Annotated in this window: 15 protein-coding genes; 6 read left to right on the forward strand and 9 right to left on the reverse strand. The window is 60.9% G+C overall.

Annotated elements, in window-relative coordinates; translation table 11 throughout:
* The first annotated feature begins 117 nt into the window (after positions 1–117).
* The 6 genes from AC1Z3O_RS18020 to AC1Z3O_RS18045 are packed head-to-tail and all read left to right on the forward strand — an operon-like array spanning position 118 to position 5,668.
* The gene (locus AC1Z3O_RS18020; protein WP_483517056.1) at positions 118–1,044 is read left to right on the forward strand and encodes a hypothetical protein; all 927 of its coding nucleotides are present in this window, start codon (positions 118–120) and stop codon (positions 1,042–1,044) included.
* A 12-nt stretch (positions 1,045–1,056) separates the two neighbouring features.
* Positions 1,057–2,187, forward strand: coding sequence for a DGQHR domain-containing protein DpdB (gene dbpB, locus AC1Z3O_RS18025; RefSeq protein ID WP_483517057.1), 1,131 nt, complete (start codon positions 1,057–1,059; stop codon positions 2,185–2,187).
* Positions 2,184–3,479 carry a tRNA-guanine transglycosylase DpdA gene (gene dpdA, locus AC1Z3O_RS18030; RefSeq protein WP_483517058.1) on the forward strand — a complete coding sequence of 432 codons (1,296 nt, stop codon included), beginning with the start codon at positions 2,184–2,186 and terminating at the stop codon, positions 3,477–3,479. The genes dbpB (AC1Z3O_RS18025) and dpdA overlap by 4 nt, the downstream gene beginning before the upstream one ends.
* On the forward strand, positions 3,476–4,546 hold the full coding sequence (gene dbpB, locus AC1Z3O_RS18035) for a DGQHR domain-containing protein DpdB (protein WP_483517059.1): 1,071 nt from the start codon (positions 3,476–3,478) through the stop codon (positions 4,544–4,546). Before dpdA ends, dbpB (AC1Z3O_RS18035) begins: the two co-directional genes overlap by 4 nt.
* On the forward strand, positions 4,546–5,262 hold the full coding sequence (queC, locus tag AC1Z3O_RS18040; protein WP_483517060.1) for a 7-cyano-7-deazaguanine synthase QueC: 717 nt from the start codon (positions 4,546–4,548) through the stop codon (positions 5,260–5,262). The genes dbpB (AC1Z3O_RS18035) and queC overlap by 1 nt, the downstream gene beginning before the upstream one ends.
* A gap of 40 nt (positions 5,263–5,302) precedes the next feature.
* Positions 5,303–5,668 carry a 6-pyruvoyl trahydropterin synthase family protein gene (locus AC1Z3O_RS18045; RefSeq protein WP_483517061.1) on the forward strand — a complete coding sequence of 122 codons (366 nt, stop codon included), beginning with the start codon at positions 5,303–5,305 and terminating at the stop codon, positions 5,666–5,668.
* Here AC1Z3O_RS18045 and dpdD read toward each other — a convergent pair whose 3' ends face one another.
* Genes dpdD through dpdE form a run of 9 tightly spaced genes read right to left on the reverse strand, consistent with a single transcriptional unit; the run spans position 5,669 to position 23,736 of the window.
* The gene (dpdD, locus tag AC1Z3O_RS18050; RefSeq protein WP_483517062.1) at positions 5,669–7,909 is read right to left on the reverse strand and encodes a protein DpdD; all 2,241 of its coding nucleotides are present in this window, start codon (positions 7,907–7,909) and stop codon (positions 5,669–5,671) included. It abuts the gene before it with no gap.
* Positions 7,899–8,423 (reverse strand): phospholipase D-like domain-containing protein DpdK, encoded by a 525-nt coding sequence (gene dpdK, locus AC1Z3O_RS18055; RefSeq protein ID WP_483517063.1) that lies wholly within the window; start codon positions 8,421–8,423, stop codon positions 7,899–7,901. The genes dpdD and dpdK overlap by 11 nt, the downstream gene beginning before the upstream one ends.
* Entirely contained in the window at positions 8,420–9,778 is a 1,359-nt protein-coding gene (locus AC1Z3O_RS18060; RefSeq protein WP_483517064.1) for a hypothetical protein, read from the reverse strand. The genes dpdK and AC1Z3O_RS18060 overlap by 4 nt, the downstream gene beginning before the upstream one ends.
* Complete coding sequence (gene dpdJ, locus AC1Z3O_RS18065; RefSeq protein ID WP_483517065.1) at positions 9,771–13,190, reverse strand: protein DpdJ; 3,420 nt, start codon at positions 13,188–13,190, stop codon at positions 9,771–9,773. Before dpdJ ends, AC1Z3O_RS18060 begins: the two co-directional genes overlap by 8 nt.
* Entirely contained in the window at positions 13,181–13,918 is a 738-nt protein-coding gene (locus AC1Z3O_RS18070) for a hypothetical protein (RefSeq protein ID WP_483517066.1), read from the reverse strand. The genes dpdJ and AC1Z3O_RS18070 overlap by 10 nt, the downstream gene beginning before the upstream one ends.
* Entirely contained in the window at positions 13,915–17,004 is a 3,090-nt protein-coding gene (dpdH, locus tag AC1Z3O_RS18075; RefSeq protein ID WP_483517067.1) for a protein DpdH, read from the reverse strand. The genes AC1Z3O_RS18070 and dpdH overlap by 4 nt, the downstream gene beginning before the upstream one ends.
* Positions 17,004–17,897, reverse strand: a complete 894-nt coding sequence (dpdG, locus tag AC1Z3O_RS18080; protein WP_483517068.1) for a protein DpdG — start codon at positions 17,895–17,897, stop codon at positions 17,004–17,006. Before dpdG ends, dpdH begins: the two co-directional genes overlap by 1 nt.
* The gene (dpdF, locus tag AC1Z3O_RS18085; RefSeq protein WP_483517069.1) at positions 17,894–20,467 is read right to left on the reverse strand and encodes a protein DpdF; all 2,574 of its coding nucleotides are present in this window, start codon (positions 20,465–20,467) and stop codon (positions 17,894–17,896) included. The genes dpdG and dpdF overlap by 4 nt, the downstream gene beginning before the upstream one ends.
* Positions 20,464–23,736 carry a protein DpdE gene (dpdE, locus tag AC1Z3O_RS18090; protein WP_483517070.1) on the reverse strand — a complete coding sequence of 1,091 codons (3,273 nt, stop codon included), beginning with the start codon at positions 23,734–23,736 and terminating at the stop codon, positions 20,464–20,466. The genes dpdF and dpdE overlap by 4 nt, the downstream gene beginning before the upstream one ends.
* Positions 23,737–24,127 lie beyond the last annotated feature (391 nt).

Below are 24,127 nucleotides of genomic sequence, written 5' to 3' on the forward strand. Positions count from 1 at the left end.
AAATTTACTGCAGAGCCTGGCATCCAATTGAGCCCGATAACTGCAACATGTAGAATCGTGGCAATTCAAATTACTGCACGCGCTCCAGAGACTCCAGCGCCGCAACGACACGCAGCCATGGATGTACTTGTGCTCACAAACTGCACCAGCAGGAAGCGCGGCCGAATGGCGTCAAGCCCCTCGGCCAATTGGTGTAGTGCCTCCCTTTCTGGAGTGAATTCGGTAGCCGACCTTGCTCGCCTGTGGAAGGAGGAGCTCTCCAGATTTGGCAACCATCAACTCGCGTCCGACCTCTACCTAGGCCGCTCTGTTGTCGACGCTCGCGCGGCCGCGAATTTGGTAGGTGCCCGCCTCGCTTTCGTTTCCGCCGGCCTTGGCCTCACGCACGCAAGTGCGAAGGTTCCCTTCTACGACCTTACCGTGTCGCCCGGCGCCGGTTCGATCGCACCCACGCTTGCCCATCTCAAGGCGACGCCTGTGGATTGGTGGATGGAACTCAATGCCGGATCAGCAATCGCGCGACTGGTCTCTAACCAACACACAAAGACCGTTCTCCTTGCATTACCCAGCGGCTACCTCGAAATGGTCTCAGGTGATTTGCAGGACTGCGGGGCAAATTGTGCGGAAAAGCTGAGAATTTTCACTTCCGAGAGAGGACGGGTTGCTGTTCCGGAACATCTGCGGCGATGCGTGATGCCCTATGACGACCGGCTTGAAGCCACTGCCTTTGCCGGGACGCGAGCCGATTTTCCCCAGCGCGCGCTTCGACATTTCATCCAAGAACTGCACGGTCACCGCCTTTCGCTGGAACACGGATTCTCCGCAGTGAGATCAGCGTTGTCTGGTCTGGTTGCCCCTCAGATTCCCCGTCGAGTCAAGCTGAGAGACGAGGAAATCGCTCAATTGCTTCGCAGTAATTGGACGGACTACGGTGGCAGTTCTACGCAATTGCTGCGCTTCCTGAGGGACGAGGCGCAGGTGGCATGCGAGCAGGGCCGGTTCCGTCGAATCTGGCTCGGCCTATGCCAGGAATTCGCTTCGTGATGCGATAACGCTGTGACCACACATACGAAAGAAGTCGTCGTCCGCGCACTCCACACAACTCAGGGTGGTGGCATAGACGTGTACGCGTTCTTCATTGGGGGCGCCGATATCACAAGGCTGGCTGACATCAGCCGCATCGAGCGCGACGAGAAGGATGCCGTAAAGGGATTCCAGAGGCCGGAGATCCGTAGTCACGTCAAAGGCATCGTCGAGTACCTCAACCAGGGAAACGTGCTGTTTCCAAACGCGATCATCCTGGCCATGTCGCCAGACGTGCGATTCGTAGCTGCACGTGGCTCCAAGCCAGCAGGTGACATGGGCATTTCGCAGGCGGGAACGCTGACCATCCCCGTGTTCGAGGCGGGAGCCCGAGTTGCATGGATCGTGGATGGGCAGCAACGCTCCCTTGCATTGGCCCAGGCCAGGAACTCTGCGCTTCCAGTACCTGTGATTGGGTTCGTGTCAGACAGTATCGATATCCAGCGCGAGCAATTCATCCTGGTCAATAAGGCGAAGCCGTTGCCCTCTCGATTGATCAATGAATTGCTACCCGAAACCTCTGGAATTCTGCTCCCGCGTGAACTCAACGCACGGCGCTTGCCATCGGAACTATGCAACCTACTGAATCGGGATCCGAACTCTCCATTTCATCGGCTCATCAAGAGAATGACCGATCGCTCGGCTCCCGCAGCGGTAATCACCGATACTGCCGTCATTACGATGATACGCAATAGCCTCAACAATCCGCTTGGTGCATTGGCAACCTATAAGGCGGCGCGCGCCAATGAGGCGGCAGATGTCGAGGCGATGTATCGCGTTCTGCTGACGTTTTGGTCAGCAGTGCGCGACGTCTTTCCAGAGGCATGGGGTTGCGATCCACGTCAGAGTCGCTTGATGCATTCGGCCGGCATCGAGGCAATGGGTGTCCTCATGGACCGCATCTACGCAAAGCTCTCCGGGGTTAGCGAAGACTACAAGACGGTTCGAGGCGAGTTGGAAAGTGTCGCCCCACACTGCGCCTGGACCAAAGGCCATTGGGAATCGCTGGGAGTGGGATGGAATGAAATCCAGAATACTCCACGAGACATCAAGAGATTGCAGGATGCGCTGGTGCGCGCCTATGCCAACCAAGTAAAGAAATGAAGTTTTTGTACTCCGACACGCAGGACTACGTCGATCCGATGTATGACTTCCTGCAAGACCGAAATGCACCTGGCCGGAGGCGCTATTGGGATGATTGCTATGCGCATGAACTCATGGAGCCTGCGCCTTACGATGGGCTTCTTGTCTCCATGAGTGCGGTCCGGCAAGCGGAAGGCGTTGCCAAGTCGAAAGTAAGGTACTCGACTGCTGAGGAGCAGCGAATGCTCCGTGACGGGGCCCGGAAATTTCTGCGCTTTGGCGGTCCGAAGCATAAGGACAAGATGCTGATGGGTGACTGCGGCGCATTTGCATATGTGGACCACCCTAAGCCGGCATACTCCCCGGCGGAAGTGGTGGAGTTTTATTCGGACGCCGCGTTCACGCATGGATGCTCCCCCGACCACATCATCTTCGCCTGCGACACAAGCAATCCGCCACGGTCGGAGCAACCCTGTGATGTCACGGACCGCTTTGACATCACCCTCTCGAACGCCGAAGAGTTCCTTCGATTGACGGAAGCGGAAGGGTGGCCATTTGAGCCTCTGGGGCCGATCCAGGGTTGGTCACCAAAAAGTATGGCGGAGGCGGCCGTGGCACTGGAAAAGATGGGCTACCGCTACCTGGCTGTGGGAGGCCTGGTTCCCTTGAAGGTCGACGTCATCCACCAGGTATTGCAAGCAATTCGCAAGGCCATCAAGCCGGAGACCGACATTCATTTGCTCGGATTTGCGAAAGCCGACAAGATCCAGGAGTTCACCGGCTACGGTATCACGAGCTTTGATTCAACATCGCCTCTGATTCGCGCCTTCAAGGATGCGAAGGCAAATTACTACAGCAGCAATGGGGATGGCACGCTGGACTACTATGCCGCCATCCGCATTCCACAGGCGATCGAGAACCCCAGGCTGATGCAGGGCATCAAGCGGGGCATTTTCAGCGCTGAGGATCTTCTCAGGCGCGAGCAGCATGCCTTGGAGGCCATACGTGCCTTCGACAAGCGACGAATGCCGCTCGCAACGGCACTGGATGCCCTCACCGACTATCAGCGTTTTCTGACCCAAGGAGAGGCCGCGTCGGAGGAGCAGCGCGAACGGGAACTCAAGAAGCAGAGAGACTTGATGGCGAGGACGCTCGAAGCCAAGCCGTGGAAGCAATGCAAGTGCCCGATCTGCCGTGACGTCGGCGTGGAAGTCATCATATTTCGAGCAAGCAATCGCAACAAACGCCGTGGGTTTCACAACCTTGGCGTCTATCACAAGCACGTACAGAACATTCTCGAGGAGCGCCAGTGAGCACTTTCCGATTCAAGGCCATTCGGGCGCAGCAAGCCAAGGGCCACGATGTCTTTTCCTTTGCAGCGACTCCCGAACAGGTTCTGGCGTTCTCCGAAATCGAGCGGATCGGGCGTACCGAAGATGGCCACCTGAAAGGATTCCAACGACATCAGGTCGCCTCTCATATCAAGGAAATCCGAGACTACCTGAACCGCGATGATGCGCTGCTGCCCAACGCAGTCATCGTTGCCTTCATCGACGGCGTGCAGGTAAAGGAGCTCGGCGACGGCCTGGTCAGCGTAAAGATCAACACGGAGTCGGGCAAGCCAGGCTTTGTAGTGGATGGCCAGCAGCGTCTAACGGCGCTCGCCGGCATCAAGAAGCCGGGCTTCCAAGTGTTCGTGTCGGCACTGGTTTGCAAGGATTACAACGAACTTCGGCAGCAGTTCGTCCTGATCAACAACACACGGCCGTTGCCCAAAACGCTGATCTACGAACTTCTGCCCAATGTCGAAGGACTTCCTGACCGGTTCACATCGCGGAAGTTCTCTGCTCGCATCGTCGACCGCCTGAACTATCTGCCGGGCTCGTCGCTGTTCGGCGAGATTCGCCAGCATACCAACCCGCAAGGTGTTATCAGCGACACGGCCATGCAGCGCTTGGTCATGAATTCGACCTCGGACGGCGCCATCCGCGACTTCATTAAGGAGGAGGACTTTGAGGAACTGTCCATCTCCCTGATCGACGAATTTTTCGCGGCGGTCGTGGAGGTGTTCGGGCCCGAGTGGGTAGGGATGGTGCCAAGAACGTCACGGCTGCGCCATGGGGCCGGCATCGTCGCAATGGGGTTCGTCATGGAACTGCTCTATTCGATGGAAGGCGCGAGACAGAAAGACGAGTTCGTGCGAGGACTTGAACTGCTGAAGCCGTACACTGCCTGGACCAGCGGTACCTGGGAGTTGTCGCAGAACGATGTTCGTCCATGGAATGGCATCCAAAATACGCCATCGGATATCGACCTGCTTGCCAACTACCTGACCCGCACACTCAAGCGCCTTCTCCGTAAACCCCGTCGCATTGCCTAATGGGTGAAACTATGCATCAGCGCGCACTGGTTCTCTTTTCTGGTGGTCAAGACTCTACGACGTGTCTGGCGTGGGCCCTCCAGCGGTACAAGCATGTTGAGACCATCGGCTTCGACTATGGACAGCGCCACAGCGTCGAGTTGGAATGCCGGCAGACGATTCTCCGGAAGATCAAGTCTGCATTTCCAAACTGGGCGGGAAAGCTTGGCGAAGACCATATGCTGGACCTTGGCGTTCTCGGCTCCGTGAGCGACACCGCCCTGACAAGTCAAAAGCAGATCGAGTTCAACGCCTCCGGTCTGCCGAACACCTTCGTTCCCGGACGCAATCTTATCTTCTTCAATTTCGCTGCTGCTCTCGCCTATCGGCGTAATCTGCCCGTCTTGATTGGGGGGATGTGCGAGACTGACTATTCCGGCTATCCCGACTGTCGCGAAAACACGCTGAAAGCTCTCCAGGTCGCACTCAGCCTCGGCATGGATTGGCCGCTGCTGATCGAAACACCGCTTATGTGGCTTACCAAGGCGGAAACGTGGGCCTTGGCGGCGAAATTGGGAGGACCTCAGTTTGTCGACCTGATTCGCTACGACGCCCATACCTGTTATGTCGGCGACCACACGACGAGCCATACGTGGGGCTACGGATGTGGGACTTGCCCTGCCTGTGAACTGCGCGGCAAGGGATTTGAAGAATACCTTCAGGCCGCGTCGCGATAGGCCGGCACCGTGCCGGCTCACCTACAACTCAATCACGCCGATGCGATACGAGATCAGTCAGAAGTTCTACTTTGAAGCGGCCCACACCTTGCATCGCGACATCGATGCCGAGGGCAGTCGGCGCATCCACGGGCACACCTATCATGCGGAGGTGACAGTGAGCGGCGTGCCCGCCGGGGGGACCGGCATGATCGTGGACCTTGGCGTACTCAGGCGCGAGATCGAGCGCATCCGCGACGTCCTCGATCACCGCTTCCTCGATGAAGTCGATGATCTGGGCCCCGCCACTCTCGAGAATCTGTGCAGCTTCATCGGCAAGCGCCTACGGGAGTCGCTGCCCCAGATCGTTCGTATCAGTGTCAGCCGCCCGGCAAGCGGCGACACCTGCACGCTGCACCTCGTCTAACTACCGCACCGGCTGAATCGCGTTCAGAACAGTTTCCACGATTCTCGTCGTACCGGTTCCCGGCACCTGCCGAAGTGCATCTTCATCGCGAATGGCACTCTTGATGCAGTAGAAGGCTTGATGGGTTGCGACACTGGAAACGAAGACGACATATTTTGCGTGACTTGCGTGCTGGCGCAACCGCTGAGTGCATTCTGTATCGCTATTCGTCGTAACGTTCAACCGAGGCACCAGCGTTTTCAGCACGTTTGCCGCCCGCTGTGTCGCTTGGCTGTCGAGGCTATACAGCATGACACGCGTTCCCTCGCCAACCTCGCACACCGCGTCAAGTGTGGCCATCCCGTCTGCATCCGGGGCCATGGCGAACGACACCTCATTGGCAAGCAGCAGCAATAGTGCCTTCTGCGTGGGCGCCATGCGTGCCCTGAACTCCTGTCCTGCCACAAGGACGCCCATCATCAGGCGCAGACGCGCGTCTTCGCTTCGGGCGGGGGCGATCATCAGGCAATCCATCAGATCGAGCGCCCATCCCATGGAATACGGGGAGCGCACTTGGATAAAGATGTCCGCCAACCTCTGCATCAGCGCCTCGTATTGCTCCGGCGTTGGGCCCGCCATGACGAGGTGAAGTGCCGCCCGCTTGATGAGCTCCAACTCGCTGTCAGGGAAGCGGTCGCGAACCTGCATCGCTTCGATCAGGCAGCGATACAGCGGGATGAAGCGCACTTGGGGCACAGTGCGCTCGACAAGCCATCCAAACCAGATTGGCAGGAGGGCATCAAAGGTGCTGGCATTGCTAAGCGCTTCATCCTCCATGCTCTGCACCAGGTTCTGCGCCATCGCGTCGTCCAGATGGGCAGAGGCATCGGTACTCGCCAGCTCCCGCCAGTATTCGACGATGTCTTTTACTGCGGCCTCGTTGTCCGGTTCGGTGCGAAGCTGCGATGCCAGATTAGCGGCCGGCCGGCGCCCCGCCAGACTAAGGACATCCGCCAGCAGTCGCGGCCGCTTTTCCTGAATGGCATCCTGAAACGCAGCATTGCCCGCTTGCACGCGGCCGATGACGTCGTGTGCCCGAACGGAATCGTCGATCTCTTTTGCACACCGTAGCAGCGCGGCCAGGACTTCCATGCTGTCGGGCAATTGCCACAGCAAATCGTAGGCCTCTTCATAGCGCTCGAATTCCATGCTTTCCCGAGCGGCTTCGAGCCCATGTAGAGGAGTTAGCGCCGCAATGCGCTCTTGGACCGAAGCGGTTGCAGGCCCGAAGGGGTCGTCGCCAAGTTCTGAAAGCCATTGTTTGCACAGGTCCGCTGACGGTTGCTTCCGCGACAGTTCGTGTAGCAAAAACGACTTGAGCGCCGCCGGCCGGCGTGAGCGGCCAAGGGTGCGCAGCAGATGTGCGGTGCCGGGGCGTACCTCCCGGTCGAACTCCACGATCATGCACTGCGCATCACTCTGCTGCTCGAGTGGACGAATGTGTACCTCATAGAGAGCTTCCCAGATGTCGCCGAACGTCTCCGGTGGCAAGCGGAGCTTCAGCAAGTGCGGGAAAGTCGGATGCGCTAGGATCTCGTTCCATCTGCCGAAGGCAGCCGCGATGCGAATGTCGAGGAATGCCCGGTTCTCCGCGCTGAGGCCGTGGTGCTCGCGCAGGGCCGCGTAGGCCGCCCGCACGTCGGCCTCCTTTTTCGCAAGAAGTGCCCGATCGAGCGCTGCGCGACGCTGCGCAAATGTCCGAAGTTCCAGCGTGCGGCGAACGGGCCGACGCTGCAGCAACGCCCAGTAGGCTCCCCATTGTCCGGAAACTTTCGCCTCGTAGGCGGGCCTGGAAGCGATAAACGGAACGGCTAGGAAATCATGTCGCGCGAGAATCGCGTCAGCGACGGTCTTCGCATCGGCATCCAGGTCAAAATCGGCATAGGTGGGCCCGATGAATGCGCGCAGGTCGGCACGCAAATCGCGCTCCCCGGCCTTGTCACGCGCGCAGGCATACCATGTGATGCTGGCCGCTTCGTTGGCTCGGAAGGGAAGTAGCACGGGTAGATTGTCAGCGCCCTTCAGGCAACGCCGGATGGCGTCTACCAAATCGGCGGGAACGTCTTCGCCGTCCGGCAGGCTTGCCGTGCTGGTCTCACATTGCGGTGCAACGGGATGGGCGAACCGGTTTGGCGGCGCGAAGAACGCCTTCAGGCATTCTGCCGCCGCCGTGGCATGCACCGCTTCAATCTCAGATGCCATGATCAAGGAACTCCATCTTGGCTTGGGCCACATGTTGCGGATCGAAATCGATCGTGATGACTTCTTCATTGAGCGAAATGCCACGCTCGGTGAAGTTCATGGACCCCGATATCAGCACATGGTCGGTCAAGAGGCTCTTGGTATGAAGCGTCTCGCTTTCGTGCCAGGTGCATTTGTCCTCGAGACCGGCGTCGGACAAAGCATTGAACAGGCGGCTGTGAAACGACTTGTTATGACTTTCCAAGCGAACGCGAATGTCCAGGGCGGTATCGTTTGCCGCAATGGCCACTAGCACATCGATCAGCCGAATCTCGCGGCGACCCCATTCGGGATTGATCCCATCGAAGCTGCCCACGGAGTTGTCGAAAATGACGATGTTGCTGATCCAAGGCGCCAGCAGGTGAACCGTATCACTAGGCGCCAGCAACTCTTGCGCGAGTACTGCTGCAAGCGCTTCCCGCGCCGCCTCCGGTGCAGACGTCGCCGACTTGAAGATGCTGCGGAACGTACTCATGCAGATTCTGGAATCGAAAAGTGCAACTCGATGACGTCTTCCCTGCGCTTGACTGCAGACAGCGTTGCAAAGACGTTTAGGTAGTCGAAATGTATGGGTTCCACCGTGAGCGTACGGATAATGACTGGCACCAATCTCCCGGCCTGCGGCGTTTCGACAGCCACTACCGTCTGCGATTCGGTGGCGAGTTGCTCGCGCGCGATATCTTCCCATCCGGGCAAGGACGGATCGAGGGGGGCCTTGCGCTTGGTGAGCCACTGTTCGAGCAGCAGGCGCTCGGTGGAAACCATCGGCGTGAACCGGTTGGACACGGCCAGTCCGACCGCGCGTAGAGCGTGCCCTTGCGGCCACAGCAATCCCATCAAGACGCCGAAGCGCCAACTCGCGCGGCCAGTGTCCGGCAGTCGCATGCCCATCTTCTCGAATGCAACATCCAGACGAGCGTCATCACTGAAGATGCCGCATACCACCCGCACATCGATCTCAACGCCAAGTTGTGTCTCGAGCGCTAGCCATTCAGCATGAACGCGGGCGATCAGACTGTCGATCTCTTCCGGACTGTTGGGCCGCAGCAGCCGCAAGCTCACGGCCACGGAGTAGCCATGGAACATTGCCTGCCCGCGTCGGACCAGTTCCGCGCGCAGTTTGGCGAACTCTACCTGGGCCCTCGTCGGGCTGGTGGAGTTCCGCACGCGGTTGACCGCCTCGACAAGTTCTGCATCGGGTGCATCGCCGCTGATCCAACTCACCAGTTGCTTCAACTGCGCATTGGTACGTTCGACATCGCTGACATCGAGCGCGGCTTCGACGTGCCGGTAAAGGCAGTCAGGACGCGCGGCGAGCAATTCGACGACTTGCTCGATCATGCCGTTGCCGCCCGGACTGGTCTCGGAGATCCAGATCTCGGCTCGGTCGGGGAGGGTGCCATTCAGACGAACACCGGGATCAATGTCGACGATGAGGCCATCGGGATCAACTTCCGGACACGCCTGCTGGATGGCATCTAAGAACGCCGCGCCCAGCGTCGTGCAGAGCGTTTGAACAAGCCAAGCATCCCATTCCCCATCGATGGGATCGACCAGCACGCGGGCCGCTTCGCGGACAGCTTGGCGGACGTTGTCGTCCCGCAGCGAAGCATCCAGCGCCTGACGTAGCCGATCTGGCCCGTCCTCGCCAGCCTCGACCTCAGGCAACTGAAAAACGGTGGCCAGCACACTGAGGAGGACATCCATTTGTGCACCGGTGGCAACCGCGTCTAACGCCGCTGACAATGGCACGTTGGTCTTCCTGGCGACGAAGATGGCTGCAATTTGAAAGATCTGTGCGATCCATCCGCGCAGGAAGGGATTAGGCACCGTCTCGACGAAAGCCGGGCAATGCTGAGCCTCCCAGTTGTAGCGCGCCGCCCAGAGCTGCGCGCACGCGCCCGGCACTCGACCAGTCGATCGTACGCTGGACTTCGGAAGGCAGGTCCAGAACGATCACAAGCGCGTCGGCATCGATCTCGAAACCGATGCCGCAAGGCTGGCCGTCGTGCTGGAATTGCAGGTTCACCGTCAGGTGGTGCGAGGCCCCTTGCCACCTCATGCGCATTTCCGCTCTCGAGGCTACGGCATAGCGCCGGACCAGGGCTGCCGACTGGCCTGCATGGGTATGCGCGACCACCGACTTGATCAAGCGGCTGATCCCGATGTGCGCTGGCGGAACAAATACCGCTCCATCCTGCGGGGCCTCCAAGTGCGAACTCCAGGTCAGTTGCGCATTGGACAAGTCGCTCATCTCTGGCACCTGCGGTTGCCGGAAAGGGAGCAATTGCAACTTGGCGGCGACTGGTCGGAACGCCCGACAGGCCACGATCTTGCCGTCCTCCAACCGGTGGAACATCCGCTCGGCCTCAGCTTCATACCATTGGAAAACCTCCGCACCCCGCTCTAGGATCGGCCGGCCGTCGTCAAGGTAGCCTATCAACGTCTGCGGTGGCACACCAAGCCAATGTGCACGATCGAAGCGGCGCGAAACCTTGCCGGGCGCGAACTCACCCAGCCCTTGCTGCACCGGCAGATACTCCGGTTCCGCAACGTCAGGCAGTTCGAGACGCATTTCCGGCAGGCTGAGATCGTCGAACAAGCTGGCCGGAACATACTCCGGTAGCGGGTGGCCGGAGTGATAGTCGCGGCACGATTCACCATGCGCGCGCCAGTTTGATGACAGTCGTCGCAGGGCAGTGGGAACGGCGCCTAGCAGCAGAGGACGCGGCTGATTCCACAAAAGCACATCCATTTCCTCGCGGTCGATCGCCAGTCGCTTGCACAGCGATTGCGCGAGGCTCTCCGTTGCAGTCGAATCGGCGAGCATCCGGGCGAGCAATGCAACGAGACGTCGCTGCCGCAGATGCCCTTCCAGCCAGTTGGAACCTGCCCAATGCACACTCGCGTTGGGTGAAGGTACGAGTTGCAGCGCCTTGGCGCGTAGTTGTGGCCAGGCAGCGGCAAGGGCGTCCAAGTTACCGCTTGCCACGAATTGCTTCAGTTCCGCCACCTTGCCAGCCGGCCATGACTGAAGCCGACTGGCGTCAAGTGGCCCACCCAGGTCCCGCCATACGGCACTCCCGAACCCCTTATTCGTGGCGTCCCTCTGGGTCAGATCGCCCAGTTCGTCGAGCAAGGCATAGACGGATTGCATGCGCTGGACATAGCGATTTGCCAGCGGCAACTGGCGCGGCGGCAGTTCCGGATCGAAGAGTCGGTCGTAGGTCTGATAAGCGAGTCGGTCACGGCCATAGTCCGTCAGGACGACGATCGTCCACGGCCGCATATGCCGCGTGCGTCCTGCGCGCCCCTTGCGCTGCAGGAACGACGCGATGTCGCGTGGCGCCTTGTGCTGCACGACCACGCCCACCGCAGGATCGTCGAAACCCACTTCCAGCGCCGCCGTGGCGACAACCACTTCGCTGTTCTGGCTCACGCCAGAATCGTAAGCGGTGGTCCTGCCGATCTCCAGTCGCGCACTGAGGTCGTGCCCGATGTCCCGCGCCACCCGCCAATCCTGCCCCGCGTGATAGCGCCTCCCCGCTGGATCGACGCGATTGCGAAGCCGCGCAAGACCACCGTCGGGGTGCTTGCGCATATCTGGCGAGCCATATTGATTTCTGCCTTCCGCATCCTGCAGATTGCGGTAAAGGCGATTGGCGGCGTCCAATTGGTCGGTAAAGGCAAACGCCCGCCAACCGAAGAAGGGCCGAGTGTTTTTGTCAAATTTCTGGCGCGGATCAAGCAACCGCCCACCCAACATCAGTGTCTGGATGGTCGTGGACAACAACGCCGCCTGCGAAACGGGGTCGCCGCGCAAGGCAAGCAGATACTCCGCACCCTCGTCGGTGATATCACCCTCTTGAGGCTTGATTTCCTGTACGACCGTCTCATTCAATCCGGTCAGACCGGCGAAGAAGCGCCTGCCTTCAGCAATTGTTGCCGACAGGCCGACGAAACTCGAGCGCCTACCGCTTGCAGACCACCATCGCCGCATCAAGTAGGCCACCTGTGCGCCGTAAGCGCCGGCATAGAGGTGCACCTCGTCCATTAGGACTAGACCGGGCGCCTCGGTGGCATTCGGCCCAACGCCAAACAGGTGGCGCATTTCCGGATTGCAAAGATGGCGATTGAGTGTCTCCACGGAGGTGAAGAGGATGTCAGGCGGGCTCTCCGACATGGCCTCGCGCGTGAACGCCAACCGGTCCTCCCGCACGCTGTGTCCGCAACGCTGGCAAACAAGACGCTCAACCCCGTTCCTCGCGTCAGATGCCGACACCGCCATTTCCGCGCCGCAACCGGACGTCGGGCACCGGAAGAACGGACAGATTGCCCCGCCTTTGGCGAGTCGCCATCCCTTTTGCTTGGCCACACTCTGTAATTTCCGGGGCGTCTCGCCGTAAAGCACGCCAACGCGCAGCGGCGAACCGCCCCGCGCGCCGATCCAGTCATCGAACTTCCGACATTGATCGTAGACCTCGGCCAACTGGTCTTTGAGCAATTCATTGCGCGGATACAGTGCCAGAACGCGCACCGCCCCGCTTTTCGGCTCGACAAGCCTGCTCTGCGCCAGCCACGCCAGCGCCGGCAGGTAAAAAGCCAGCGTCTTTCCGCTTCCGGTTCCTGCAGACACAAGAGTGCCCGACCGCGAGTTGCTCGTTAAGCCGCCAAGGATGCGCGCGGCCGCGTCGACCTGGAAGCGCGACATTCCAGTGCCCGCTGGCATTTGCTGCAGCCAGTGCAATACGGCGGCCAGCAGTTCAGGAGCCATCACGCTATCGCTAAGCGCGGCCATCACGGCGTGCCGATCCAGGTTGCGCTTCGGGTACCGCCTGGCGCGCCGCAAGAAACGGTAGTCCGCCACCAGCGTGGGCGCCGAGGCCCAGCGGGTATCGCCAGCGTGTTGCGGGAACATCTGGCGCAACCGGGCGATCAGTCGCACCCCCTCCGCCATCCGGGTGCGCCAGTACGTGCCATCCGGAGTGGGACCAGGCACGTCGAACAACATGCCGAGGCTCACCATCTGCTCGCGCAATCCGCGCGCGGTGACAATGCTGCATGCCGGGTCCCGGCGCACGGCCTCGTTGTGCGGATGGTCGAGCACGCGACGCAATGCCTCCTCGACTTCCCTAGTATCGAGGGCATTGTCGACCAAGCCCCACACCAGCGCGCGAGCCTCGATCTGCTCGAGTTTGTCTAGGCCCCGTTCGGCAAGCAAAAGATCCGGTGTTAGCGCCATGCGTTCCCCGCACGCAGCCTGACGACGAATCTGCCCCAGTCGTCATGGCTCTTCAGCCACGTCAGGACCTCTTCCGTCATGAGATCCAGCGTCGCGCCGCCGGCTTCGATCGCCTTGAAAAACTTCTGTACGGCGACCGGCGCCGGCGTCAGCGTCGCATGGATCTCGCGTAATTGCTCTACGCACGCCCCTAACTGGTCCACGGAAGCCTCGTCGGCAGGCGTGGAGGTGTTCCTTAGCGTTGTGTAACGCGCATGGAGTTCGCGATAGCGCGCCAGTACCCCTTCGTTGGCGGGCGTGGCGGGAATGCGCGATGCGACGGTGTTTGCGGGTTCAACCTCGCCCAATTCCTGGATGAACAGGCGCCAAGCTCCGCGGATCGCTTCTTCGCGGACCTTGTTCGCACTCTCCGCCTTTGCCAGCAACTGCACCCAAAGTTCATCCTCGGCCAATACCTGGACATTCCCATTTGCCTGCAGGCGTTGCCGCGCCTCGGCACACAGTGCCCGGACTGGCTCGTCGGCATTCGCCAATTGCGCCGAAGTGGCTTCATTGAGAGGAAGATAGCCCGCCTTCATCCGCAGTTGCGCATGCTGCCCCTTGCGTGTTGCCCACTCGACGCTTCGCTCCTGGATCACGGCCAACTGGTGACGCAACTGATTCGCGCGTGCTACCTTTTCAATACCAGCCTGCGCCCGCCGTGCTTGTTCTAGCAACGTTGGCATCATTCCTCCCATTGCAAATTGTCCACCAGCGCCTCGTGCGCCTGGATCGCGGCCTGGTCGTCAAGCGATCCGGTCTGCATGCCAATGCGTTTATCGAGCGCAGCAAGGAAGCTCTGCAAGAGAGTAACGTCCTTGTGCAACGCGATTAGCTGTGGCAACGGCACGGCGGACAATGCCAGCAGCTGGCGATGGGCTTCTGTGCTCTCCTCCGCCGCGGTCATGCGGCCGAGGCGCCGAATCGTCTTGTCGTCCGTGCTTGCCGAGAGGCGGACGACGATCTCGGTTATCTCCTTGCGTGCGGCAACCTCGACAGGAAAGACCGACTCCTGACCGGCGCGGTCAATGACGGCCAGCATTTCCGCCTTCCAGGCGCCGCGAGCATGATCGTCGCCGAATGCTTCCTCCACCGCCGGCAGATAATGGTCTACAGCCGCACGGATATCTGACAATAATCGCTCGAAGCCTTCCGGACTCAGCCGCTCGAGCACTTCGCGCAAGCCCTCAGTCTCAACCCCGCCGAGGGCGAACGCCCACTTTTGCGGCACCTCGAGCGTCATAGCCTGTCGCAGGCGCTCGGCATCGAGCGCCATGATCTTGCTCCCGGTGCTTCCCTGAAAGCAGGCGAGGTAATTCCTGAGTCGCGCCTGAAGTTCCGGGCGGGCGAGTACCGCGCCCCGGCGCAACACGATCGCGCTGCGGCCGACGCTTCGCAGGCTATCCTCAGCAACACTCGCTTCTTCAGGGGGAGGCGACAGCAGATCCTCAAGGGCAGGATTCTCTGGCCGATTGGTGATGCCCAACAGAAGATTCTGGCGATGCAGGGCCAGCGCCGCAATGCTCGTATCCCGCACTGCCTCGCCCAGCATCAGGTCGAGCATCTGCTCTTCGAGGTCGCCGAGCAGTGCACTGGCCGCCGCGTAATCGTTTTCCGCGTTGGGGTAGTTCCACGATTTGTTGTTGCTGTCCCACCGGTCCAGCGCTTTCAGGCCAACGATGACCCGAGGTGAAATTGGGGTGTTTGGCGGCGAGATGCGGATCATGGGTTCGAGCGTGGGGTTGCTCGCGCTGATAGCGGGCGGCATCCAGAACCAGGCAGGGTTCACTTTCTGGCCGTGCAGGCACCAGTCGTCCGCGACAAAGCGCTGTGACAGTGCCGCCACCAGCAATGCTCGTGTCCGCCGCGCGAAGTCATTAGGCAGGCGCGTGTCGTGCGTCCAGGTTTCGATGGCCTGCGCGTAAGCGCTGACGGGTTGCGCGAGGGGAGTGGGATTTACAACGGCGCGACCCTCTACATCATTGGCGTCTTGCGCATGCCTGGGATCGACGGAAGTCGACGCGCCCGCATTCGCCAATAGGGCGTCCGGCTTTGCCTGCGCCGGCATGTCCCTGTCCGCCTCAAATGGCCAGCGCACGGAAAATGCATCGAACACGGCTCGAGGCACCTGTGGCGCCATGGCTAGCGATTGCGGATTACCACCCCAATGAAACAACGCGGACTTCACTCTGCCCGCCTGCTCCGGCGCCATGCCTTGATACTGCAGCGACACGACAACTTCGTTCAGCAGTGCCGGATTTCGGAAGTCGGCGGGCGGGAAGTTCCCCTCCTCGAAAGCAAAGCGCTGCAGCAGCGTTTGTCTGAGCACCTCATTAATAAATGCCCGCGGATTGAACGTCCATGCGTTGCCGATCTTCAACACACCCGCGGCGAGAGAGCGGACTGCCGCCGCGTTGAACGGAAACAGGCTGTAGCCCGCAGCGCTTTCGCCAAATGCGCGAAGCGTGTCCGACGACGCCGCGTCGAGTAGCGGTTCGTACTTCGGCACCCAGGAATAGAGATTCAGGAGATCGAGGCTAGCGCCCCTGAAGTCCGCGCGCAGTTTTTCAACACCCCAGCGGGCAGCGTTGAGGTAGCGGCCCGTCAATTCGACCAGCAGTCTCGCAATGGTGGCCTCGCTGATCCCCTCGCTCGGCACCACCCACTGCTCGCGAGCGCGCGTGAGTACCGTCTGCCGCCCCGCGAGGAAGCCGTCGGTGACCGCCACGGCGGTGCGAATTGGGGCGCGCACAGCCACACCATGCTCATCGCTTTCGGCGATCATGATATCGAGCAAAGGTTGCTGGATTCCAGATAGCGCCGCCAGGTCCTCGATCAGTAGCACTAACTCCTTGCCGTCGGCAAGCAATTGCTTCCGGATGTCGCTAACGACTTCCTGGATAGTCCGCTGCTGCAATGCATCGCTAAAGCGGAAAATGGTCCGCAAGGCGGGGTCCAGCACTTCCTGCAGCACCTCTGCGGCAAGCGTCAGGTTGACGCCGTTGTTGCTTGCCAGAAATCGCAGTGCCTGCTGCGTCTCGTTAACCAATTCCAATCCGGCCGCGGCGTCCGGCGCTGTGAAGTCGGCTGCTTGAAATTGCCGTTGCACCGAATCGGCCGTTCCGCCAAGGCTGGCACCGAGGATGCGCGATAGCACGCTCCTGAACCACAGATCCCGAATCTTTGGATCACGCATGAGCACCCGGAGCTTGCGGGTAGCGTCAATGCGAGGTCCGAGTGCCATGCTTCGGGCTGCCTGAGCTTCCTGTGCCAGCCTTTTCGCAAGCCGCTCGAGCTCCTCGGCCAGCGCAGTGGCCAGCAGTTCGGCCGCCATTTGCGGCTCCAGCGTGTCGACAACCCGGCCAAGGCCTTGTCGGAATGCCTCGTATTCCGAGCCCCCGAGCGGCTCGAGAATCAATTCCACCACGCGACGAAGACTCGCCGTCTTGGGAATCGACACCACAACCATGCCAGAGCGTCGTGGATGACGATCCAGTTGCGCGCCAAGCCAGCGGACCATGTGCGACTTGCCAACGCCGGAAGCGCCAGTTACGGCCACAACCACCGCGCTGCCATCGTCGGCCGGGCGCAGCAATGCTTCCAGCAAATCGCTTTCGGTCGCATCGCGCTCGACGCCTGCCTGGGCTGCGCGCCGCTTCAGTGTCACCGGCACATGTACGGCCAGCAGCAGCGCCTGGTCGGCGGTCTCGGCTTCCGTTCGCAGACACTCGTCCACATGCGCGGCAGACGGCCAGTAGTCGATCAATTTGGTCATCAGCGCACTCCCGCCCGGGGTCTTTCGATCCAACTGAATTCAAGGTCGTTGCGAAGGCCTTGCTGGCCCGTCAGCGCAACGGAAGTGTTCGCGTCCGACCGGCGCAGCAACTGCAATTCGCCGGATTCCCGCAGATTGAGCAACGCGCGTGACAAGGCAGTGGACAACTGCCCCGATCGCAATGGGGTCAGCGCGTTGGGATCGAGGGCGGCGCGCATTTCGCGCTGCCAGCGCCCATTGTCTATAACCGGCAGTTTTCCGGCCAAACGGTCGACGAACCCAACGGCGTCGATGTCTTCGCCTTCCTCCAGGACGCTGGGCAAGACATCGCGCACCGCCACCGTCGGATCGATGTCCGCAAAGGGCTCATGGCTGAATCCGAGAAAACGCGCCCAGTACCGCAAGCCTGTGCGCCGCGTGCTGTTGCGCAGCAGCCACTGATTTTCATCGAGCAATTGTCGTGACTCCAGCGCTTCAAAGTCGCCGAACGGCGTGCAATAAATATTCTGAGCAAGCATCCAGGCAAGGCCGCGAGTCAAGTCGGCTGCCATGGCGCCTTCCAGCGCCCAGAAGTCCGGATTGTTTTCCGAGGCGAGCACCCGTGCACAGGCGGTCCGGCGCGTAAATGCCAGCAACACCTGCGGGCTGCTCAAGGATACGGACGGTCGCTCGTTCACCGTTACCGCGCCGCCGCTCTCCTGAAAGAGGCCGAGTTGCGTCCATCGGTTGAGAGTCTGACGCGCCTGTGTGCCGTCGTCCTGCACGACCTGCGGGGGTGCCACGGTGTCGAGCAATTCATCGATCGGAATAGGCTTGCTGGCCCGCAGCACCATTGCATGCAACTGCACCAGGACGTTGGGCAAGCCGTCGTTGGTGATGTTCAAAAGGCTCATGTTCTCAGGGCTTGAAGGACGGATTCTTCATCGGTGTGCGCCAGGACGCTAGGCCACGCTCGGTCAGGGCGCTGGGGGTCCCTTGCCGTGCGGGGAATGATCATCACGGTCATGGCGCATTCCGACGCTTGCAACACAGTATGCAAGTCTTGCGGTACCGTTTCAGCCGACCAGACGATGAGCCTGACCTCGTCCTTCCCTCCGGCCAAGTCATCGGGCGCAGCCTCGCTGAAGGTGTCGATAAAGGCGTCGGTTTGCACGCGCCGCAGGCGCGTTCGCAACGCATGCACCAGTTCTGGCGGGGTCCCGTGCGCTATTGCAATGGTGTGCGGCCGCAAGCGGCTTGCCAGCGCATCCAGCAGTCCAGGCCCAGGCGCCTGCAACAACTTGCAGATATCATCCACCACGACGAACGACAGATTCGGAAGGGTTCGAGGCAGCGCACGCAGCACCGTGTCGGATAGCGGTCGAACCGCAAAGCGGGGTAAGCGGCCCACGAATGGCGTGACCTTGGTGGTACCGGTCGGCCGTGTGCCCCAATGCGAATGGCAGCCCCCACAATAAGCGCGAACCGGCCCCCACGCATTGGGCATGGCCAACCGGTAGAGCGTGCTGAGCGCCTCGTCGACGGGACATTCATTGCGTGCGATCGCCAGCATCAGTTGAAACGCCTGATGGCTCGCGCGCCTGGCTTTCGCCCGGGCCTCGTGCATCATCGCCGCGAAAACCGACGGCACTCTATGATCGGCGTTCGGGATACGAACTGCCGCATAGGCGATAGCCGTGTCGGATTCCTTCAGGTCGCCCTCGATTTTTCCGAAGGCGTCCGGTCGCGTGGCGCTGAGCGCTGTCACTTCGATCAGTCCTGCCGACGCCATCAGGGTGAGCGTGCGCAGATTCCAGAGAAGATTCGACTTACCGCGAATCCTGAGTTGCGGCCGCAGGCTGTGCAGATCTATCCAGACTTCGCCGGTCCCCGCGCCCTGGACGACCGGCTGGTCGATCATGGTCGTCCAGCGCTCATATCCGAGCACGTTACTTATGTAATTCGCGCCCGCCATTCGCATCGCCTGCCTGATGTCTTCAGTCGCATAGAGCAATAAGCTTGCCGACGCGACGCCATCTCGGCCACTGCGTCCCACTTCCTGGTAGAAGCGGTCGAGAGACTCTGGCAGCGTTGCATGGACGATGGTGCGCACATCACTCTTGTCCACACCGAGCCCAAATGCCGACGTGGCGATCATCCCGTCAAGCTTGTTATCTTTCCATTGATCGAGCAGCGCCTTGCGGGCATAAGCCGGCGTCTCGCCGGTGAACGACGCTATCCGCTCGAATCCCTCTTCGCGCAGCAAGCGCAGCCACTCTTCCGCTTCCGCCGGCCTAGTGACATAAAGGATGAATGGCCGGGGCGCGGCTTTCAGGGCGTCGACGACGCACTGCTGCTTCTGCGCGGGCGTGTGGCAAAAGTGGGATGCATAGCGCGGTTCCGGTCGCAGATAGACGCCCGAGATCAGCGTGGTCTTCTCTGCAGGCCCGAACTGCCGCTGCAACACCTCCAGCGTATGCGGGGTGATGGTGGCGGAGGCCAACGCGACACGAATCACATGCGGTGTCAACATGCGCAACCGCGCGATCAAGGCAGGCAGCAACTGGAAGGCCGGTCGGAACCCGCTTCCCCAGGTGGCGACGAGGTGCGCTTCGTCGATGACGACATGGGTCAGTCCGCCTTCCTTCGCGCAATCCTCCAGCAGCGTGCGAAGCGAGCCGGTGGCCGCTTCCGGAGAAGCAAAGATCACACGCTGCGTGCCGTTGCGCACTCGCCGGAAGACCTCGGCGCGCTCATCGGACGTGAGATCGCCGTGAAAGGCCAGCGCATGCGCCTGCCAAGCCGGCTCCCGTTGCGAAATGAGCTCAGCCATGCGATTGCCCTGATCGATGGCCAGCGCTACCGTTGGAACGATCGCCAGAACGAGACGGCCCTGACCGTTCAGCAGCGGGGGCAGTTGCGCGAGCAGGGATTTGCCGTTGCCCGTCGGTAGCGCCGCGATAAGCGTCGTGTCCGATGGCATATGGATCAGGCTGCGGACCGCCTCGCGCTGGCCCGCGCCCTTGAAGGATGCCAAGCCAAGCAAGTCGGCGATAAACGGTTCGGCCGGCATCGCTTGCTGATCCAGCGCCTGGATGTGATCGAAAGCATCATCGAACAGGTCGCGTTGGCCGCTCAGCCATGCCAAGCGTGGTTTCGTCGCCTGGATATCGAGATGGCTCGCGAATGCCGCCACGCGAAAGCCCGCGCCCTCCCATGTCTGACTGTCAGGCCAGCCCGGTCTCGTCGGTATGGCGAGCCAGTCGCCTCCGCCCATTCGGGATTGCAACAACATCCACTGCCGGATCAGCGATACCAGTGCAAGATGCGACCGCGGCGGCTGTGTTGCAGCATAACCCAACAACACCTGCCGCAGGCGTTCCAGCAACGGACTCGCGCCGCGCGCTTCCAGCAGGCGCGGAGCAGACGACCATTTCGCGAGACATTCACGGAGCGCCGCGTCGCCAAACGAAGCACCACTCATGACTCGGAGAGGCCTTCAGCGGCTAAGAACAAAGCACCTGCGACATCGAGCTCAAGTGACGGCCGGACGAGCGCATCGCGTATGGCAGTGTGGAGTGCATCGTCGGTCGACATGTCTTCGCGCGCCAACTGCTTCTGCGCCTCGTCCAAGCGCGCAAAGCGCGACTCCGCCTGCGCCCGCCGCGTGGCGAATTCCTGTTCCACCGCATTGAGGGCACGTGCGATGTGCTGCTGGCAGGCCGCGGATTGCAGTGCCTCTGCTTCCGCGTGGCTGCGTGCTTCGTTGCAGATGGTGTCCCAGTTTCGCATCCAGGTCGAGTGGACGCCAGCGGGCAACTCGCGCCACCGCTTCGGATTCAGGTTGAAGTCGCGCCGGCCGTCGTTCCAAATCTTCTGATATGGCGCGGTAAGCAAGTCAGCCGGTTCGGCAATTACCGCCCCCGCTCCGTCGACCCATATGCGCACGAACAGAGGAGGAAAGTACGCCTGCGACTGGCGCAGGAGCGCGCTTTGGGCCATGGTATTGGTGCCGGTGGGGTCGTCGTCCTGGCCGAGCACGCCGAGCGCCGGTCTGATGACAAAGTCGAAGCGGAAATGGAGATCTGCCCCGCTCGGATCTTTTACCTCGTAGTTACGGTCGGCGCGCCACATCGCGAAAGCGCGTCCGCGGTCGTCCTGCATAGCAAACTGCTCGAGTGCGGTGACGAACGGATCGCCAATGCGCAAGACCCGGACGCCCTGCGCACGTGCAGGAGGAGTCAGCGCATTCTGTCGCCGGAAGACGTAGCGATAGGTAAGCGGCGACTGCGAAGTGCTGCCATGGGCTGTTAGATCGACACTCTGAAGAAACTCGCGGAGGTAGCCGCGTAACGGAATGAGCGTCCCGCGAGCATTGCCTGGCGGCACGTAACCGATCCTGAAAGCCTGTTCCCCGATGACGGGCAATTGTGTTTCTTGCTGCATCCGAAATCCCAGCAAGCCGATGGCAAAATCAGTGAAAGCCGTCTGCCAGTCGCGCCACGCCTCATCCTGCTCACTCACGTCATCGAAGGCTACCGATTCCGGCTCACTCAAGGCGTCTAACGCGTCTTGCTGGTCGATCTGCCGCAACTCTCGTTGCACCCGCCCCTCGGGACCGGCAAGCCACACGAGATGGTCTCGGATTGCCTGCGTTCCCTCCGCAAACCAATCCTCGGCAAGCTTCTGTGACGCAGATTCGATCAGATATTGCAGGCTTGCTACGGAACGATCGAATACCCGCCACCCGGTATCGAGCGCTTCGATCCAGGCCGTCTCGTCTGGGTTGGCTTCGTCCAGCAGGGCGTGGGAAACGATAGGATCGCCCGAACCGAAGCGGTCGAGACGACCTAAACGTTGCTCGCACCGGTTAGGCGACGCGGGCATGTCGAAGTGAATGGCGATCTTCCTGCCACCGTGCAGGTTGACACCCTCCTCGGCCCTGGCATCGCAAACCAGCACGCGAACATTCTGAGGGGCCGTGAGAAACTGCCGCCATGGCATCGGCGTATCGGCATCGTCCGCGTTGTCGAAATCAATATGCACTTCGTGCCGAACCACCTGTTCGCCGAACAACCGCTGCAGGTGGGCAGCAGCCCGGTCGGCATCCTCGCGCTGACTGCAGAACACGACGACCTGGGCGCCGGGTGCTTCCAGCGTCTGCCTGACCAGGACTGCCAGTGCGTCGAAGCGCGACTGCCCCTCGCGCATCCGCGCCGCACTGGCGTCGAGGGCCGTCGCAATGCCGCGCGCCTCCTCATCCCGCACGTCGAACTGTTCGAGTTGCGCGAGAAAGCCGGTGTGCTGGCGTGGATTCACCGCACACTCCAGCAACGCGGACCGCAGCGAATCCGTCAACGCCTCCAGATTGACAAGGCGATGGCGGAGCTCTTCGATCCGGCGGTGCCATCGCTCCGTGCCTTCGCCATGGAATGACACGCGTTTCAGGCCGGCACGCCTTGGCGTCGCCCATTGCACCGCCGCACGGCGATTGCGCACAAGCCTACGGTGCAGGCGGTACGATTCGATGAGATGCGTCTTCAGGCCGGCAAGCGCTGTCGTGTAGCGCTCGTCCTCCTCGTCGGGGAACGTATCAATGATGACGCGCAGGGCCTCGACCTTTTCCATCAGGATGCGGTCGTCCCCATAGGCTTCCTTCAGCCGATCCAGGTCGGCCGGCAAGCCCCACAGGTTTTCCGGCTGCAGGGCGGCGACCACCTCCGCTACGACCTGGCGAGTTGTAATTCGGCGCTGGAAGCCAGCAAGATCATCCAGCGGAAAATTAACGGGATCAAGCAGGTGCAGAACGCGCAAGAAGCCCTCCGGATCGGAAAGTACCGGTGTCGCGGAAAGCAGGAGGAGGCGGGGAATCCGTTGCGCATGGGCCTGCAGCAAGCGGTAAAGATCACTCTGGCTTTCGCTCTCGAGGCCGGAAAGATGGTGTGCTTCATCGATGACGAGCATGCCTGTGTCCGGCAATGTCTCCCTCAGTGAGGTTAGGTCATCGCTGCAAATGACATGAAGAAAGTCGCCAAACTCATCGCCCAGACCGAATCGGGCCGATAGCTCTTCACGCCACTGGGGCACGAGCGCGGCGGGTGCCAGCACGATGGCTTTCGCGCTGTGCGGCAGATCCAGGAAGTACTGCCGGATAACGACGCCCGCCTCGATGGTCTTGCCCAGTCCCACTTCGTCGGCCAGCAGATAGCGCTGCACCGGGTCGGTCAGCACCCGGCGCACGACTTCGAACTGGTAGTCGACTAGTTCGATGTTCGCCGATAGCGCCGCCGTGATGCCCGAGGCCGCCGCGTACTGCAGTGCAGTTTGCCGTACGAAGGCACTCCGGGCGTCGGCAAGAAACGGCGTTTCAGTAGCCTCGCTGATGAGCAAAGGAAGTGGGTCGCGCAGCGGACGGTTCCACCTGACCTGCAAGTCTGCCGCATCGACATTGATCGCTTCCCCGTTGGGGAACTGAACGAAAAGCGTGTTGCCATCGCCGTCCAGTACCCTTCCCGCCTGCCAGCGGCCAGAACCATGCCGCCTATATACCCGGGTCTGTTCTGGTAGCGCGACAGGCTTGATCCGGCTCAGCGCACATTCGATGACTTGCGGCATTTCCGCGCCCGGGGCGTCAAAATATTGCACCCGGCCACGACCCGCCTCCGCGCCGAGAAATTTGCCTACTCCCCAGGCTGAAGAGGGAGGCTGACTAGTCTGCACGAAAGCGCCGACTTCTAAACGAACTTCCACCATTTTTTTCTCAAATCAAAATGGAGTTCATTGCAATGGCACATGCACCCAATGGGCCTTGCGCCGTCAGTAATTTCAGCTCTTTATGGCTGTTGACCCGCTTGCGTCCATCTTACTTAAGCGTCTCTCTCCCGATTCTGCACGCTACTAGCCATGCTGCGTGGACTGTCGAGGTTGCGCACGGAGACATGGACACGTAGCCGCCTGCATGCCGCAGGCAGCCTTTGCACAGACTCCAGTACGACTGAGACGTCACGAACGACAAGTCTGGCGAATGATCTAACCACGGACCATCAAGCGCCGTTTGGCTAACTTCGCCACTAATTGAGGCGCTATTAGTCACCAATTCGGTCCTGCTGCACGGCGCCAGACATCCATATTTCATGCCACCTAC

This window comes from Cupriavidus sp. 09_S30 (genome assembly GCF_056930435.1).

Coding starts and splice junctions, on each gene's coding strand:
- dpdG (WP_483517068.1), bottom strand. CDS start 17,897: ATGAGCCTTTTGAACATCACCAACGACGGCTTGCCCAACGTCCTGGTG.
- AC1Z3O_RS18045 (WP_483517061.1), top strand. CDS start 5,303: ATGCGATACGAGATCAGTCAGAAGTTCTACTTTGAAGCGGCCCACACC.
- dpdE (WP_483517070.1), bottom strand. CDS start 23,736: ATGGTGGAAGTTCGTTTAGAAGTCGGCGCTTTCGTGCAGACTAGTCAG.
- dpdK (WP_483517063.1), bottom strand. CDS start 8,423: ATGAGTACGTTCCGCAGCATCTTCAAGTCGGCGACGTCTGCACCGGAG.
- AC1Z3O_RS18070 (WP_483517066.1), bottom strand. CDS start 13,918: ATGATGCCAACGTTGCTAGAACAAGCACGGCGGGCGCAGGCTGGTATT.
- queC (WP_483517060.1), top strand. CDS start 4,546: ATGGGTGAAACTATGCATCAGCGCGCACTGGTTCTCTTTTCTGGTGGT.
- AC1Z3O_RS18020 (WP_483517056.1), top strand. CDS start 118: ATGGATGTACTTGTGCTCACAAACTGCACCAGCAGGAAGCGCGGCCGA.
- dpdJ (WP_483517065.1), bottom strand. CDS start 13,190: ATGGCGCTAACACCGGATCTTTTGCTTGCCGAACGGGGCCTAGACAAA.
- dpdD (WP_483517062.1), bottom strand. CDS start 7,909: ATGGCATCTGAGATTGAAGCGGTGCATGCCACGGCGGCGGCAGAATGC.
- dpdH (WP_483517067.1), bottom strand. CDS start 17,004: ATGACCAAATTGATCGACTACTGGCCGTCTGCCGCGCATGTGGACGAG.
- dpdA (WP_483517058.1), top strand. CDS start 2,184: ATGAAGTTTTTGTACTCCGACACGCAGGACTACGTCGATCCGATGTAT.
- dpdF (WP_483517069.1), bottom strand. CDS start 20,467: ATGAGTGGTGCTTCGTTTGGCGACGCGGCGCTCCGTGAATGTCTCGCG.